Below are 16,285 nucleotides of genomic sequence, written 5' to 3'. Positions count from 1 at the left end.
GGATAGTTGGCTGATGCGCCTGTCAACGCCGTATCAGGTTTCCGCTATCGTCATATGACAATTAGACTACTAATCATACCTGACATAGAGATATTCCACCGTTAGCTGCATAAATATGATCGCCCTGTCGATGTTCGCTGACTAACTGGCTCAGCAAGCCATCCAGGAGCTTTCCTTGTTCTTCGATGGATGGAAGCGTCTTCAGAGATTGGCCTGTTTCGCCGATGACGAAGACGACTGAAACGCCGTCTTGCGGAGAGAAGTAGTTCAATCTCACCGGTACACCATCCGCAGAGGTCGCTCTATAGCTGCTCGTCGGCCGCGGGAGCTGAGTCCCGCCTGATGATTGACCCGCATCATCGGCCCACGCGGCGGAAAGTGCACAGGAAAGGATAAATAAAGCAATTACGAAGGGCGCTCGAAACAGTTTGGCAAGTGAAGCCATGCCGTTGGTACTCCATAGATTTCCACTTGAATCCCGGCGTTTGACGACGAATGAAGCCGCCGAAAGGCACGGGCAATAAAACCTCGCTATACCTCAGATCACACTACCACGCGTGATCTAGGCGCCTGGTTGATTTTTTCGAGAGGGATGGAAGCTGTTAGTTGCCGTTATGATCGCTTGACGTGCAAAGACAGCAGCGGGCTGGATCCATAATGCGGGGGAGCCTCCGCCATCAGCATCACGCCGGCCCACCGGCGCTTGCCCGATCTGATAGGGATTTTGGTTCGCTAGCCCGGGAGCCGACAGGGTATGGATCTGCCCGGTCAACCGCCGGGCAGACCCATTGCTTCGGTCAGATCTTTGCAGCCTTGGCGAAAGTCGGATCGAATGTCTTCTCGAAGGGTACGTCGGCATTGGCGAGTTCGGGATCGAGCGTCTTCAACACACCCATCATGGACTTATAGCCTTCCGGCGTGACCATGCCGTCCGGGGAATACATTTCCTTGGAATTCTTGAATGCCTGCATGTAGAGGTCACGATTGCCGAGCAGATATTCTTCCGGAACGACGCCGGCGACATCTTCGGGGCTTGCTGTCGCGATCCATTTCAGGGCCTTCATGAAGGCATTGACCGTCTTTTGCGTGGTGATTGGGTTCTCTTTCGCAAATTCGCGCTTGATGTAGACGGTCGCGGCCGGGTTCGGACCACCGAAAAGCGCACGTGTACCGGCCTCGGTGCGCGTATCCAGAAGCACCGTGACGTCGCCATCATACTGCAACTGCGCGATGACCGGATCGAGATGGGAAAGGCCGTCGATCTGTCCGCTCTTGACCGCGGCAACCGCGCCGGCCCCGCCGCCGACGCCGATCAGCGACGCATCGTCCGTCTTCAGTCCGTTCTTCAGCATGGCATATTGGAACATGAGCGCCGTCGAGGAGCCTGGCGCGGTGACGCCGATCTTGCGACCCTTCATGTCCGCCATCGACTTGATCTCGCCGGCGAGATCCTTGCGCACGGCGATGACGATGCCGGGGAAGCGGCCGAGATTGCAGATCGCGACGATATCCTGACCCTTGTTCTGCATACGGATCGTATGTTCATAGGCGCCGGCGACGACATCGAGGGAGCCGCCGATCAGTCCCTCCAGCGACTTCGAACCGCCGGCGAAATCGTTGATGGTGACGTTGAGACCCTCTTCCTTGAAGAAGCCCTTCCGTTCGGCGATCGTCAGGGGCAGATAATAGAGCAGCGGCTTGCCGCCGACGCCGATCAACAGGTCCGGCTTTTCCGGCTTCGCATCCTGCGCCACCGCCGGCAGAATCCCCGCAAGCGAAGCGCCGATTCCAAAGCTCGCGGTTCCGATCAGAAATGTCCTGCGTTCCATAGTTTTTCCTCCACGTCTCCGTTTCTTTGCGCTACTGGCCGCGCCAGGCAAGCAGCCGTCGTTCAACCATCGTCATGACCCAATCCACCAGCAGGACGAAAGCGGTCAGAACCACCATGCCCGCAAAGACGCCCGTCACATCAAAGACACCCTCGGCCTGCTGGATGAGGTAGCCGAGACCGGCGGCAGAACCGAGATATTCGCCGACGACCGCACCGACAACGGCAAAGCCGACCGAAGTATGTAGGCTGGAAAACACCCAGGAAAGCGCGGAGGGCAGATAGACATGGCGCAGCAGCTGCCGCTCGTTCATGCCAAGCATGCGGGCATTGGACAGCACCGGCTGGCTGACTTCCTTGACACCCTGGTAGACGTTGAAAAAGACGATGAAGAAGACGAGCGTGATGCCGAGCGCCACCTTGGACCAGATGCCGAGGCCGAACCACAACGCGAAGATCGGTGCCAGCACGACACGGGGCAGTGCATTCGCCGCCTTCACATAAGGGTCGAAGACTACCGCGATCAGAGGCCTGCGGGCGAACCAGAAGCCGAAGACGACGCCGCCGAATGCGCCGAGCAGGAAGGCAAGGATCGATTCCGATAGCGTGATCCAGAGATGATACCAGATCGATCCGCTGGCGAACCACTGGATGACACGCTGCGCGACCTTGAGCGGATCGGCAAAGAAGAAGGATATGGTCTTCGGATTGCCGAAGAGGCCGGTATTCGTCGCCAGATGCCAGAGGACCAGAATGACCAGCGCCACCAGGATCTGCAGCAGGAGAAGGAGGGAGCGGTTCATGCGATCTCTCCGCTGCTCTGGCGATAGGCGGTCATCACCTCGTCGCGCAGCGCCTGCCAGATATCGCGATGAAGCTGGTTGAAAACGGGATCGTGCCGGATCTCGCCGATTTCGCGAGGCCGTTCCAGCGGCACCTTGAAGTCACCGATAATGCGGGACTTCGGACCGGCGGACATGATGATGACGCGGTCGGCAAGGGCGATCGCCTCATCGAGATCGTGGGTGACGAACATCACCGCCTTGCGGTCCTTGGACCAGAGTTTCAGCAGCAGGTCGCCCATGATCAGGCGGGTCTGCGCATCGAGCGGGCCGAAGGGTTCGTCCATCAGGAGCAGTTTGGGATTGCGGATGAGCACCTGAGCGAGACCGACCCGCTTGCGCTGGCCGCCCGAGAGCATGCGCGGGAAACGATCGGCAAATGCGGCAAGGCCGACGCGTCCCAGCCAATCCCGCGCAATCCTTCTGGCCTCGGCAGTATCAGTTCCCGTGATCTCTAGTCCGATCGCAACATTCTCGAGAACCGTTTTCCACGGCATCAGCGAATCCTGCTGGAAGAGATAGCCTGCCTGGCGGTTGATGGATTTCAGGGGCTGACCAAAGACTTCGACCGTCCCTGACGCCGGCGTCAAAAGCCCCGCCGTCGCATTGAGAAGTGTGGATTTGCCGCAGCCCGTCGGGCCGACAATAGCCACGAACTCATGCGCCTCAACATTCAGATTGGTCGCCGCTACGGCGTCGAACCGTGTCTTGCCGGCCATTTCAAAGGAAATCGCCACCTGTTTCAGGCTGACCGCCCTCACAGCCTCCATCGTCATGCCCTGCTTTCCTCCCGGACGCCCGCAACCTCGCGCGGACATCAGGCATTGTCATGTTGGGCCAACAGATCAAAGCCAGCCGTACCAGTCAATATGCGATTAGTGCAGGTTCCGTTCTATCGGAGGCGGGAAATGCGAAAACCCCAGCCTTCGATACCGGGGTTTTACGAGTTCCGTGGAAGTTGATCGATCAGGCTGCGCGCCGCCGGTGCTGGCCCTCCTGAACTTCTTCGACGATTTTGTCGACGAAGGCGGGAAGATCGTCGGGCGACCTAGATGTGATGATGCCTTCATCAGTCACGACCTTTTCGTCCTTCCAGGTTGCGCCGGCATTTTTGACATCCGTCTTGATGGACCAGTAGGAGGTTGCCTGGCGTCCACGCAATGCATCGGCTTCGGCAAGCAGCCAGGGCGCGTGGCATATGGCGGCGACCACCTTGCCGGAATTCAGGAAATCACGGACGACCCGCATTGCATCGCCATCCATGCGCAGCTTGTCGGGATTGATCTGGCCACCCGGCAGCACCAGCGCATCGAATTGGTTCACGTCGACATCCTTGGCGATGATATCGACCTCAACGCTGTCGCCCCAATCGGTCTTGTCCCAGCTCTTGATGCTGTCCTTCTTGATGGAGGCAACCTTGACGTCGGCGCCACGCTTCCTGAGTTCGTCGAGGGGAACGCGAAGTTCCGAACGTTCGTAGCCGTCGGTCGCCAGAATGAGGATATGTGCGGAATTGATGGAAGGCATGATCTATCCCTTTCGCTGTATCGTTGATCGGAATGCCCGTTTCCAAACTCCAGCCGCAGGCTATCGTTCCCCGGCTTTGTGGGAACCGCAGCGAGATCCCGCGGTTATGATGGAAATCGACAGGGAGAGATCGGATGGAGCAGGCAATCAAATTCGAGCAGTCCGGCTGGATCCCGAATAATCAGCGATTTCCTGTGATCGTCTATCGGCAGGTGCTCGATGGCCCCGACCGAGCTGAGAGTTTCGAACGGCTCTTTCGAACCAATGGCTGGGGCGGCCTCTGGCGAAACGGCGTCTATTCCTTTCACCATTTTCATTCGACGGCCCACGAAATATTGGGCGTTGCGGCAGGTCGGGCTCGGCTGATGATCGGCGGACCCAGCGGCAAGGAAATCACGGTCGAGGCCGGCGATGCCCTGCTGCTACCGGCCGGAACCGGCCATTGCCGGCTGGAGGCGAGCGAAGACCTGCTCGTGATCGGCGGCTATCCTCCCGGTCAGGAGGCCGATCTCTGCCGGGAAATGCCTACGGCCGAGCAGCAGGCGATGATCGAAAAACTTGGCGTGCCCGCAAGGGATCCACTGAAAGGAGAGGCCGGTGGCCTCCGCTCCCTTTGGCATGGCAACCCCTAGCGCCGGTGAAACAAAGCGTCACCAGATACCAGGCAACAATCGGAATCGAACGCGCTTGGAATAATCGGCATAGTCTTCCAGCTCGTTATGAAGCAGCGCATCTTCCCAGCTCGTGCGCAGGATCAGCACAGCGCTCGCCCAGCCGGCTGGGATCAAGGCCCACCAGGAGCCGAGTGCCAGTGCCAGCCCCGCAAATACCAAGATCGCGCTGACATAGCCGGGATGGCGCACGTAGGCATAGGGACCGTCACTGATGACGTGCTGGCCCCGTTCGCGCTGGAGGCGGACGCCGGGTTCGAAGAAGCGGTTAACGGCCTGAGCCCATGTGCCGAGTGCGATGCCTGCCGCCAGCAGGATATAACCGAGAATCATGATGGAGCTTGGCATCGCCGACCATCCCATCCTGCCAGCATCCAGGGCTCCGAGCGGTATTTCGGCGATCATCCCAAGCAAGATAAGCGAGACCAGAATGAGATCCCAGCCTTTGGTCCCGGCCTGGAAGCGGCTGCGCGCTCTGAAGATGACCGGGTTCACGCGCCGCATGATCAGCAGCACTATCCCATAGACTACCACCAGGAAAATGATGAAGGCCCATCCGGGCCACCAGTCGAGGCGACCGGCAGGCAGAAAGATCAGTACGAGCAGCGCCAGCGGTAGGCCGATTGCGTAGGATATGGCCTTTTTGCGAGACATCGGTTCCGGATCGGTAACAGTCATGTATCGGCTCCTTGAAAGACAAACCTGCTGCGCCCTTCGATGTATTTATGCCGTATGGATGCCGGAAGTGGACGGATCCGGCAATTCGCAGCCTTGACACGCGATGCGCCAGGTTTAGACCGGCCGGATATCCTTATGCTCCCCCTGGAGATTCCATGAAATTCCTGGCATCCTTTTCCGCCTTCGTCGGCAAGACTTTTTCCATATGGGTCATCCTGTTTGCCGTTCTCGGCTTTTTCCTGCCCGATGTCTTCAAGCAATTCGCACCCTGGATCGTCGTCCTTCTCGGCATCATCATGTTCGGTATGGGGCTGACGATATCCGTTGACGACTTTCGCGAGCTGGCGCGTCGTCCTCATGAGGTCGCGATTGGCGTCATCGCACATTTTGGCATCATGCCGGCGCTGGCACTGCTTTTGACGCGGATCATTCCGATGCCGCCCGAAGTCGCAGCCGGCGTCATTCTGGTCGGCTGCTGCCCAGGCGGCACCTCGAGCAATGTCATGACCTATCTTGCCCGTGGCGATGTGGCGCTGTCGGTCGCCTGCACGAGTGTGACGACGCTCGCAGCGCCCATCGTCACGCCGTTCCTCGTCTGGATGTTCGCGAGCCAATATCTGCCTGTCAATGCCTGGTCGATGTTCATCAGTATCGTGCAGGTCATCATCGTGCCGCTGCTGCTTGGCGTCATCGCGCAAAAGGCCGTGCCCGGCCTGGTTCGCGCGGCAATCCCGGTCCTGCCTCTCGTCAGCGTCATCGGCATCGTACTGATCGTTGCCGCCGTCGTCGGTGCCTCGAAGGCGGCCATCGTCCAATCCGGCCTTCTGATCTTCGCCGTCGTCGTCCTGCACAACGGTCTCGGCTACCTGTTCGGCTATTATGCATCGAAAGTGCTCAGGCTCAATTTCTACAAGCGCAAGGCTCTGGCGATCGAAGTGGGCATGCAGAATTCAGGTCTGGGTGCGGCGCTGGCCACAGCCTATTTCTCGCCGATCGCCGCCGTTCCGAGCGCGATCTTCTCCGTCTGGCACAATATTTCCGGCGCAACCCTGGCAAACTGGTTTGCTTCGCGCGAAGACGTAGACGCGCCGCCGCGGCCGTGAAATCTACGGTATGGATGGAGCGCGGCTTCAAGCCGCGTCGTGCCGGCCGAAATGCTTCCCATCGCTGAATGGTCGTTCAGCTCATATCCGTAGCAAGGGCGCAATAGACGGCTTGATCCACGGTTCCGCCAAGTCGCGTTACGGTGAGCGCAATTGGCGGCAGCCGCGATCCGGCGCCAAGACGGATAGTCGCGCCATCGGTGCGCAGGAGGTTCAGTTGGGTCGCCAGATCGGGTTCGTCCAGCCCGTCGAAGATGCCGCGGCCGCTGATCTTCAATGCAGCCTCCTTGGCGACCCAGAGACGGTAACAGACTTCCAGCGCGGCAGTGTTATCGAGCGTGGCCACGGCGGCCGCTTCCCTTGGCGAGAAGTGGTCGGCGGCAAAGGCGACCGGTTCGAAGCCGTTGATATCTTCGACCTCTATATCCACGCCGACAGCATTATTGGGCGCAAAGCCCGCCAGCAGCAGATCGGTGCGATGTGAAAGCGAAACACCTAGCTCGTGATAGGGCTGCCTCAGCGCTGGCCGCTCGCTCGGTCGGCGATAGATGGAAAGATCGTCCCGCCGCGTGGCTGTCCTCAAGGCTGTTTGCGCGATCTGATCACGCTCCGCTCGTCCGCCAAGCATCGGGCGGACGAGGATGGCGATCGCATCTGCGACCGTCAGGGCGACCTCTAGTCGAGGGGCCGTCATCCCGCGCTCACGCCGCGGCGGAGGGCAGGGTCTCTTTCCGAGCGACGGGAGCCGGCTCCTGCTCGGTTTGAACCGCCTGGGCAGGTGCGCCGACCCACGACGTTCCTTGCGGGATGGCCTCACCCTTCATGACCAGGGTCAGCAGTCCGATCTCGGCGAAATCGCCCACATTGGCCTCGTAAAGCACGGTGCTGCCTGAGCCGATGGAGACGCCGTCGCCGATCGTGATGCGGCCGACCTTCATGATACGGTCTTCATAGAGATGGGTCTGCGGGCAGGAGCCCATATTGAGGACGGCGTGGTCGCCGATATGGGTGCAATCGAATTCGCAGATATCGGTGCTGTTGATCCATGCTCCCTGGCCGATCTTGGCGCCGAAGGGACGGAGCAGCCAGGGCAGGAACGGCGTGCCGCGCAGATAGTCGAGCAGCATCTTGCTGGCGAGACCGCCGTAGAAGACCGCGACGGCTTCGGTGCGCATGGCCCACCATGACCACATCGGCCGGTTCATCGGCTTGTAGGTACCAATCAGCGTCCATTTGAATGCGACGGCAACGAGGTAGAGGATGCCGGAGGTGGCAAGGCCCGCAGCCATCAGCGTCCAGAAAAGGCTGTCCCAGGCACCGTTGTCGATTTCGCTGGCTAGCATATCGGACATGGCGAGTGCCATGACGATGAGGATGGCGGTCGGCAGCGACGTGTGCATGGCCTCGAACAGGATGCGCACAAGGCGCATGCGGAGCGGCGGTGCATAGGTGGTGTTCGCAGCCGCCTGCAGCCTTTCGCGCGTCGGGAACTGGAAGGCGGGGCTGCCGCACCAGGTTTCGCCCGATTTGACGTGCAGGGAATCGGGCAGGCGCGTCTTAATGCCGATAAGCGAATCGCTCTCGATCACGGCACCCTGCGAGATGACGGAGGAGTTGCCGAAGAAGCAGCGATCACCGGTCTTCAGGCGCTTGAGTATCATCCAGCCGTTCTGGATTTCCTCGTCGCCGAAGATGGTCTCGTCACCGATGAAGTTGTCGCGGCCCATTTCGATAAGGTCGTATCGACCGGCGAAGTTTGCCGAGATCTCCGTGCCCTTGCCGATCTTGGCCCCCATCAGGCGGTACCAATTGCGCATGAAGACGGTGGCGTAGAGCGAATTCAGGGTTTCCAGCATGGCCTCGGTGGTCAGGCCGACGACCCATTTGCGGAAATAGAGATTGCCGAAAATGGAATAGCGACCCGGCACGACGCGAGGCAACAGTACCCATCTGAGCGCCACGACGACAGCCATCGACACGACGATCAGCAGGAAGGCGGCCGGCCAGGAGAGCGCGGCGATCATACCCCAGGACAGGGCCTCATCGGAGCCGGGCGCGTAGATCTGCTGTACGGCGGAGAACAGATAGAAGGCCGGGAAGATCGGCAGCAGGCCGACGACGAGGCTGAGATTGTAGGCAACGAAATAGGCCGCGAACTGGAAGACGCGCCCGACGGTACCAAGCTCCGGATGGGCGGGCATCTCTTCGTGCTCGGCGTGCCCGGTCTGGCGGGCGGGCGAGCCATCCCAGCGCGTATGGGCTTCGACATGGGTGCCGGCGGCAATCGCCGTCAGATCGCCGATGACGGCGCCGTCATCGATCTTGACATTGTGGCCGATGACGGAGCCGTTGCCGATCTGCACGCCTTCGCCGATATCGATCGTGCCGACATGGATCTCATTGCCGATGACTTCGACATTGGCGAGCTTGATCTTGACACCGAGGCTGGATCTCGCGCCGATGCGCACAAGGTCGATCGCGCCTTCCTCGAACTCATCGATCATCGCATCCTTGCCGACTTTGGCGCCGAGTGCGCGCATATAGACGCGGATAAGCGGCGAACCTTTCAGGAATTTCGGAGCGGTGAGCTGAACGATGCGCTGCATCAGCCAGATGCGGAAATAATAGGTGCCCCACAAGGGATAGACACCGGGCCGCGTGCGGCCGATGACAAGCCATTTGAGGGCAACGACGACCAGCTTCTCACCGAGATTGAGAGCCAGATAGACGCCGCCCAGAATGAGGATTTCATTCCAGACCGACGCGCCGTCATCGATCAGCAGGATGGAGGCGAGCAGTAGGCCGATCCATTGTAGCGTTGCGATCGCGACGATGAAGGGTAGCACCACGGCCTGAGCAAGACCGCAGAGAAAGCGCCGGCGCCACGGAGCCGGCTCGAAATTCTTGCGCTCCTGTCCGGAAGCGCGCTCCGCGCGCTGCTCCAGGATCGCCGCGATGCCGCGCAAAGTGCGGCCGGCATAGACGTCGCGCAGGGCGATGCTGGCGAGCAGCGGGATCTTACGCACTTCGGAAACAAACCGGGCCGCCAGCATGGAATGGCCGCCGAGCTCGGTGAAGAAATCCGCCTCGAAGCTGATGGAGCGCAGCCGAAGCGCTTCCGTGGCGGCCTTGAGTAGCTGTGCTTCCGTCCATGTGCGCGGCGGCTCTTGTGCCTGGGTCGGCTGATCGGTCACCAGCGGGATGGCGGCAAGCGTCTTGCGATCGATCTTGCCGGAAGGAAGCCGCGGCAGCGAGACATGGCTATGCCAGGCGGCGGGCACCATGTAGGGCGGCAGCTTGGCTGCAAGCACGGCGCGCGCCTTGTCGCGATCGAAGCTGCTGCCCGTGGTAACGACGTGGGCAACCAGCATGTCCTCGCCATCCGGCGGACGATGCACGACGACGGATGCGGCCTTCACGTCGGGAAGCTCGCCCACGACGGTTTCGATCTCGCCGAGCTCGATGCGATAGCCGCGAATCTTGACCTGGTCGTCGATGCGCCCGAGGAAATGGAGCTGCCCTTCCTCGTCCATCAGCACGGCGTCGCCGCTGCGGTAAAGCATCGGGTCGTCATGACCGGCGAAGGGATTGGCGATGAACTTCGCGGCTGTCAGCTGCGGCAGGTTTCTGTAGCCGGCAGCGACACCCGGTCCGCCGATCAGCAATTCACCGGTATCGCCGCGTGCCACGAGTTGCAGGTTTTCGTCGACGACATAGGCGGTCGTGTTGGCGATCGGCCCACCGATCGTGATCGGCCGGGATGGATCGAGTTCGGCGTAGGTTGCAACCACCGTCGTCTCGGTCGGGCCGTAGGTATTGATCAGGCGCCGGCCGGCTTTCGAAAAGCGGCTGACGATCGCCGGAGGGCAGGCTTCGCCGCCGACGATGATGACGCGCAGGCTTTCGACATCGCGCTCCAGCATGGTGAGCAGCGTCGGCACGGTGTCGATGACCGTGATCTTTTCTGCTTCCAGTACATCTGCGAGCCTGTCGAGTTCGGCCATAACGGCAGATGTCGCAACCTTCAATGTCGCGCCGACCAGATAGGGAACGAATATCTCCTCGAGCGAAAGATCGAAGGCGACCGAAGCCTGTTGAAGAACGACGTCCGATTCGACCATGCCGAGGACATCGTTGCCTGCTCGCAGATAGTGGCAGATATTCCGGTGCGTGATGACGATGCCCTTCGGCTTGCCCGTGGAGCCGGAGGTGTAGATCGCATAGGCGGGATCGCCATGCGTGGCGGCACGCGGCGCGATGCCATCATTGTCTTCTGCGAGCAGTCCCTTGAGGATCAGGGTCTGGCCGTCGAATTCGGGGGCAAGGGCCGCCTTCTCATCATGGGTCAGCAGCCATTTCGCGCCGCAATCGGCGAGGCTGACTGCCACGCGGTCGGCAGGGGCCGCGGCATCGAAGGGAATATAGGCAGCTCCGGCCTTGAGAATCGCCAGAAGTGCGACATGTAGCTCGAGGGAACGCTGGAACCACAGACCGACGAAGTCACCCGGACCAATGCCACGACGGCTGAGTGAACGCGCTGCCTCATCGGAAAGCCGGTCCAGTTCGGCATAGGTCATCGCCTGGTCGGTTCCGATCAGCGTGAGTGCCGTCTTGTTTGGGCTGCGGGCAACCGTTGCCTTGAAGATGTCCACCAGGGTTTCATTGCGGACGAATTCAGGCCGAATGCCGCCTGAGGAAACTGAAAGGCTGGCATTTGGGGTAATCGACGAAATCTGGATAGTCATGGTAACTTCTGCGGAACGAAACTCGGCACGATCAGCGTGCCATCTGCCCATGCTTATACACCCTTCAATTTGCAGCTCTCTTACGGGCGTTGTCAGTGAATTGTAATGTTGGGAAAGCTATGCTTGGTTCGCTTCAGGGCGAACCCTGCGTGCCAGCTCGAAAGAAGGATTGATATCGTTGCGCATATTCGGGCGAAGAGCCGGCTGGCCCCGCTGGCTGTCCGTTCTCTTGGTGGCGGTTCCGCTAAGCTTGCCAGGTATGGAGGCATTCGGTCGCATACATAACAGTGTTCTGGTCGAAGATGCCGGCAGTTTGCGGCCGCTGCGCGACATCTATGCGGTCGTTGCGCGCGAAATGCCGGGAAAGGTGCTTCGTATCAAACGGGTTCGCCGAGCTGGGCGTCAGGCCTATGCCGTGCGCGTGTTGAAGCCGGATGGCAAACGTGGTGATATAGTGCTCGACGGCGCAACGCTTGCCGTGATCGAGAGACGCTGAGAATGCGCATTCTGATTGCTGAGGATGAGCCCAGTATCGTGGCGGACATGCGCCGCTGCCTGGAGGATCAGCATTATGTCGTCTCGACCGTGAGCAATGGCGAGGAAGCCTGGTATCGCGGCGATATCGAGCATTTTGATCTCGTCATCCTCGATCTCGGACTTCCGAAGCTTGATGGCCTGACGGTTCTGCGGCGCTGGCGCGCGGAAAAGCGGGGTATGCCTGTTATCATACTGACGGCGCGCGACGGCTGGCGCGACAAGGTCGACGGCATGGATGCGGGTGCCGACGATTATCTGACCAAGCCCTTCCGCATGGAGGAGCTTCTGGCCCGCGTGCGCGCCCTCATGCGCCGCGCCGCCGGGCAGTCCTCCCCGATCCTTTCCAATGGCGTGCTGGAGCTCGACACGCGCCAGCGCACCGTTTCGTTTCGCGGGCAGCCGGTTCAGGTGACCGCGCTGGAATACCGGCTTCTTGCCTATCTGATGCACAATGCCGGCACCGTGCTTTCCCGAACGCAGATCGCCGACAGCATTTATGACGAAGAGACGGAGCTTCTGTCGAACGCGCTCGAAGTGGTCGTCGCACGCCTCAGGCGCAAGTTCGACGGCACCGTCATCGAGACCCGGCGCGGCCAGGGCTACATTATCCCGCGCGAGGCGCCGCCGTCATGACACCGTTCTCGCTGCGAGGGCGGTTGCTGCTGGGTTCAGTGGTGGCGATCATCGTTGCAACCTTTCTCGCCGGGGTCGGCATCAATGCCATTTCCGGGCTGGCCGTCAGAGCTCTCGCCCTCTCGGAGATAGACGAGGAGTTGCGCGTTCTTCTCGCCGCGGTCGATATCAATTCGTCCAATCAGCTCTTCCTTGATGACACGCCGACTGATCCCCGCTTCGGCATTCCGAATGGTGGCTTCTATTGGCAGGTCGGCCGCAATGGCACTGTCGAGCTGCGCTCCCAATCACTCTGGGAGCAGAACTTGCCTTGGCTGCGTGCCCGGCCTCGCGATGCCGGACGGGCGACGGATATGAAAGGGCCAAATGGCAGCCGTCTTCTCGCCGTCGAACGGTCCATTTCGATCCCCTCGGCCACGGGCGACCAGATGGTCGATATCGTCATGGCGCTCGACAACAGCGAGCTTGCACCGGCGCGCTGGCGCTTCTTCTATGCCATGGCGCCCTCTCTTGGCGTGCTGTCAGTCGCCCTGATCGGGGCAGTCGTGGTATTCTTGCGATATGGGCTGCGGCCGCTCAATGACCTGCGCACGGCCCTGATGGCGGTGCAGGAGCGGTCCGCGCGCAAGATCACTGGTCAGTTTCCGCGGGAAGTCCAGCCTCTCGTGGACGACCTCAACGGGCTGCTCGCATCGCGTGAAACTCAATTGACACAGGCGCGTGCGCGCGCCGGCGATCTCGCGCATGGCCTGAAGACCCCGCTCGCGGCGCTTGAGGCGACCGCGCGTATTCTCTCCGAAGAGGGTATGTCGGAGCGGGCTGCGGCGATTCAGACGGAGGTGAGCCGGATGGAGGCGCAGATCAAGCGAACGCTTGCGCAAACCCGCGCAAGCCTCGCCGCCGCCCATACCGTTGGCGTCATGGATGCCAGCGCCGATCTCCAGAAGATCATCTCGGTCATGCGGCGTCTCTCGGCCGAGCGGAAAATCGATTTCGAGCTCGTGGCGCCGCCGGAGATGTGGCTGGCGATCGACGAGGCGGATTTTGCCGACATTACCGGCAATCTGATCGACAATGCCAGGAAATGGACGGCTGGCAGGGTCAAGGTTCGCCTGTCGCAGCTGCCCGAGGGCGTGGAGCTGTGCATCGAGGACGATGGCCCAGGCCTGCCCGAGGATGCGGAAATGGCTTTCATCCGGCGCGGCAGGCGACTCGACGAAAGCATCGCCGGAACCGGCTTCGGCCTGGCGATCGCCAAGGATCTGGTCGAAGCCTATGACGGCAAGCTGACGCTCGCCCGCTCCAGCCTCGGAGGGCTGTCCGTCACCGTCAATTTGCCGACGCGGCTGGTCAAGGACAAGCAGACGGCGCTGGAAAACTAGTTCGCTATAGGCTCAAGCATTGCCGCCCGCCTTCTTGCTTTGGCAAGGCAGGCGGACGGATTGAATTTGGACCTTGTCGCCTCAGGCCGCGCGTCGGGTGCGTGTTTCGTTGGCGGCCTGCTCGCTAATGCGAAACTGTGCGAGCAGCTCGTTCAAGGTCGCGGCTTCCGACGCCAGGCCGTGGCTCGCGGCCGTCTGCTGCTCGACCATGGCGGCGTTCTGCTGCGTGCCCTGATCCATGGTGTTGACCGCCGTGTTGATCTCCTGGAGACCTGTCGACTGTTCGCGCGAGGCTCGCACGATCGCTTCGATGTTGCGGTTGATCTCCTGAACGTCCCGCACGATCACCTCAAGCGCTTCGCCCGTCTGGTTAACGAGGGTAACGCCGTTCTTCACCTGTTCGCCGGAGGCGGTGATCAGGGACTTGATCTCCTTGGCCGCCTGCGCGGAGCGCTGTGCGAGCTCGCGGACTTCCTGCGCGACCACGGCGAAGCCCTTGCCCGCGTCGCCGGCACGTGCGGCTTCGACACCGGCATTCAGCGCCAGAAGATTGGTCTGGAAGGCGATGTCGTCGATGACGCCGATGATGTTGGAGATCTCGCCGGAGGATTTTTCGATCATGTTCATGGCGCCGACGGCCTTTTCGACGATCTCGCCGGATTTTTCCGCGCCGCCGCGAGCTCGCGTGACGAGTTGGCCGACTTCTTCTGCCCGGCGGGCACTATCCTTGACCGTTGTCGTGATTTCCTCGAGGGCTGCCGCGGTTTCCTCGACAGAAGCGGCCTGTTGCTCGGTGCGGCGTGCAAGATTATCCGCGGCGGCGCGGATTTCTCCCGCACCGGTGTCGATTGCCCGGGCATTGCGCCCGACGGTCGCCATGGCGTCGTGCAGCCGTGCGACCGACGTATTGAAGTCGGTCCGCAGGCGCTCGAGATCACCGGCAAAGGGAACGTTGATGCGATGGACGAGATCGCCATTGGCGAGACGGCCAAGCCCATCGGCGAGCGACTGCACGGCGGAAGCGATCTGTTCCTCCTCACTGGCCCTGAGGGCTTCGCGGTCGCGCCGCTCCCGCTCGCTCAGCATCCGCGTATCTTCAGCCTCCTTCGCAAGGCGGCCACGCTGAATCATGTTGTCCCTGAAAACGGCGACTGCCGCGGCCATGCGCCCGAGCTCATCCTTGCGATCGGTTCCCGGAATTTCGGCGGACACGTCACCGCCGGCAAGCTTGCCCATGGCGCTCGTCATCTGCAGGACTGGGCGGACCACCAATCTCGACAGCAGCATCGCCAGGACGCCGATCAGGGCGACGACGCCGATAGCAGTCGCGGCAGCCGCAGCAATCCGGAATTTGGCGACGCCGGCAAAAGCAGCATCGCGGTCGATCTGCACGCCGAGATACCAGTCGGCGCGCGGCAAGCCTTGAACGGGCAGGAAGCTGACAAGGACGGACTTGCCGTTGAAGATCGTTTCGGAAATGCCGGAGCCGATCGCAGGCGTTGCCTGCGGAAAGGCATCGGCGAGCTTCTTGGTGACCAGCTGCTGATCCTGATGGACAAGAATGGTTCCATCGTTCTTCACCAGGAATGCCGAACCTTTGCCGCCCATGGTGACCGACTTGATCATGGAGACGAGCGAACCGAGCGAGAAGTCGCTCGCGGCGACGCCGAACAGCTTGCCATCGCGCTTGACCGGCATGGCGGCGCTGATGATGAGGTTGCCCGTCGAGGCGTCATTATAGGGATCGGTCAGGACCAGCTTGTCGGCCTTCACGGCATCCTTGTACCAGGGCCGCTTGCGCGGGTCGTAATCCGCCGGAAGCGGCTGGTTGGGAACGCTGGTGAAGACGCCCTGCTCGTCTCCGACATAGGTGGACATGAATTCGCGCAGCAGAACGGGATTGTCGAAAGCGCTGCTGATGCCGGCCGGATTTCCGGCCTTGGCGGCGGCATTGGCGGCAAGTTCGGTCAGCATGACGCGCGCGCCCAGCCAGTTCGAAATACTCTGCGACGCCTGAAGGCCGGAGGATTCGATCTCTCCCTTGACCGCTTCGCTGGCGGCCGTGCGCTGAAGGCTGTCTATGTAAATTGAAAAACCGGAGAGGACGGCGATGACGACCAGAGATGCCACCACCAAAATTTTCGTCATCAAATTGAAACGGGTTTGCACGGGATCGGTCCTTTACGGTGATCCAGCGTGTCGATGATTGAAGAAGCCGACACGCCGGATGGGCCAAACGTCATGGTCATTCCCGCAAATGCCGTCATGGCGCCGCGAATGTCTTGATGAGACATGCGGTCAGATATGCTTGAGAAGCGTTAAGGCGCCTTTAATCATGA

At 60.9% G+C, this 16,285-nt stretch carries 14 protein-coding genes; 5 read left to right on the top strand and 9 right to left on the bottom strand.

The window, feature by feature from the left end:
- Positions 1-73: 73 nt before the first annotated feature.
- The 5 genes from JJQ51_RS03270 to JJQ51_RS03250 form a co-directional block, all read right to left on the bottom strand.
- Positions 74-445 carry a hypothetical protein gene (locus JJQ51_RS03270; protein WP_269244297.1) on the bottom strand — a complete coding sequence of 124 codons (372 nt, stop codon included), beginning with the start codon at positions 443-445 and terminating at the stop codon, positions 74-76.
- A gap of 352 nt (positions 446-797) precedes the next feature.
- Positions 798-1,829, bottom strand: coding sequence for an ABC transporter substrate-binding protein (locus tag JJQ51_RS03265; RefSeq protein WP_145634465.1), 1,032 nt, complete (start codon positions 1,827-1,829; stop codon positions 798-800).
- 31 nt (positions 1,830-1,860) lie between these two features.
- Positions 1,861-2,631 (bottom strand): ABC transporter permease, encoded by a 771-nt coding sequence (locus JJQ51_RS03260; protein WP_269244296.1) that lies wholly within the window; start codon positions 2,629-2,631, stop codon positions 1,861-1,863.
- Complete coding sequence (locus JJQ51_RS03255) at positions 2,628-3,446, bottom strand: ABC transporter ATP-binding protein (protein ID WP_269244295.1); 819 nt, start codon at positions 3,444-3,446, stop codon at positions 2,628-2,630. The genes JJQ51_RS03260 and JJQ51_RS03255 overlap by 4 nt, the downstream gene beginning before the upstream one ends.
- 190 nt (positions 3,447-3,636) lie before the next feature.
- Positions 3,637-4,197, bottom strand: a complete 561-nt coding sequence (locus JJQ51_RS03250; RefSeq protein WP_269244294.1) for a DJ-1/PfpI/YhbO family deglycase/protease — start codon at positions 4,195-4,197, stop codon at positions 3,637-3,639.
- Between the two features lie 134 nt (positions 4,198-4,331).
- Here JJQ51_RS03250 and JJQ51_RS03245 point away from each other — a divergent pair, with 134 nt between their 5' ends.
- On the top strand, positions 4,332-4,829 hold the full coding sequence (locus JJQ51_RS03245) for a cupin domain-containing protein (protein WP_269244293.1): 498 nt from the start codon (positions 4,332-4,334) through the stop codon (positions 4,827-4,829).
- An 18-nt stretch (positions 4,830-4,847) separates the two neighbouring features.
- Here the strand turns inward: JJQ51_RS03245 and JJQ51_RS03240 are convergent, their stop codons facing one another.
- A complete protein-coding gene (locus JJQ51_RS03240; RefSeq protein WP_269244292.1) occupies positions 4,848-5,546 on the bottom strand; it encodes a methyltransferase family protein in 699 nt (232 codons plus the stop codon).
- A gap of 155 nt (positions 5,547-5,701) precedes the next feature.
- On the opposite strand from JJQ51_RS03240, the gene JJQ51_RS03235 reads away from it, so the two are divergent.
- Complete coding sequence (locus JJQ51_RS03235) at positions 5,702-6,649, top strand: bile acid:sodium symporter family protein (RefSeq protein WP_269244291.1); 948 nt, start codon at positions 5,702-5,704, stop codon at positions 6,647-6,649.
- Between the two features lie 76 nt (positions 6,650-6,725).
- On the opposite strand, the gene JJQ51_RS03230 is transcribed toward JJQ51_RS03235, so the two are convergent.
- Both JJQ51_RS03230 and JJQ51_RS03225 read right to left on the bottom strand, forming a co-directional pair.
- Complete coding sequence (locus tag JJQ51_RS03230) at positions 6,726-7,343, bottom strand: 4'-phosphopantetheinyl transferase family protein (RefSeq protein WP_269244290.1); 618 nt, start codon at positions 7,341-7,343, stop codon at positions 6,726-6,728.
- Positions 7,344-7,350: 7 nt separating this feature from the next.
- Entirely contained in the window at positions 7,351-11,394 is a 4,044-nt protein-coding gene (locus tag JJQ51_RS03225; RefSeq protein WP_269244289.1) for a Pls/PosA family non-ribosomal peptide synthetase, read from the bottom strand.
- Positions 11,395-11,653: 259 nt separating this feature from the next.
- Here JJQ51_RS03225 and JJQ51_RS03220 point away from each other — a divergent pair, with 259 nt between their 5' ends.
- From JJQ51_RS03220 to JJQ51_RS03210, 3 genes are read left to right on the top strand one after another with little or no spacing between them, the layout of a single operon-like run.
- Positions 11,654-11,890, top strand: coding sequence for a PepSY domain-containing protein (locus JJQ51_RS03220; RefSeq protein ID WP_113353557.1), 237 nt, complete (start codon positions 11,654-11,656; stop codon positions 11,888-11,890).
- A gap of 2 nt (positions 11,891-11,892) precedes the next feature.
- On the top strand, positions 11,893-12,564 hold the full coding sequence (locus JJQ51_RS03215) for a response regulator transcription factor (protein ID WP_069614398.1): 672 nt from the start codon (positions 11,893-11,895) through the stop codon (positions 12,562-12,564).
- Complete coding sequence (locus JJQ51_RS03210) at positions 12,561-13,946, top strand: sensor histidine kinase (protein ID WP_269244288.1); 1,386 nt, start codon at positions 12,561-12,563, stop codon at positions 13,944-13,946. The genes JJQ51_RS03215 and JJQ51_RS03210 overlap by 4 nt, the downstream gene beginning before the upstream one ends.
- An 81-nt stretch (positions 13,947-14,027) precedes the next feature.
- Here the strand turns inward: JJQ51_RS03210 and mcpU are convergent, their stop codons facing one another.
- On the bottom strand, positions 14,028-16,094 hold the full coding sequence (gene mcpU, locus JJQ51_RS03205; RefSeq protein ID WP_269244287.1) for a methyl-accepting chemotaxis protein McpU: 2,067 nt from the start codon (positions 16,092-16,094) through the stop codon (positions 14,028-14,030).
- Positions 16,095-16,285 lie beyond the last annotated feature (191 nt).

Source organism: Rhizobium sp. AG207R (assembly GCF_027109195.1).
Lineage (GTDB): Bacteria > Pseudomonadota > Alphaproteobacteria > Rhizobiales > Rhizobiaceae > Rhizobium > Rhizobium dioscoreae.
Note: the sequence above shows the minus strand (reverse complement) of the source record. Positions and strands in the feature narration are given on the sequence as shown.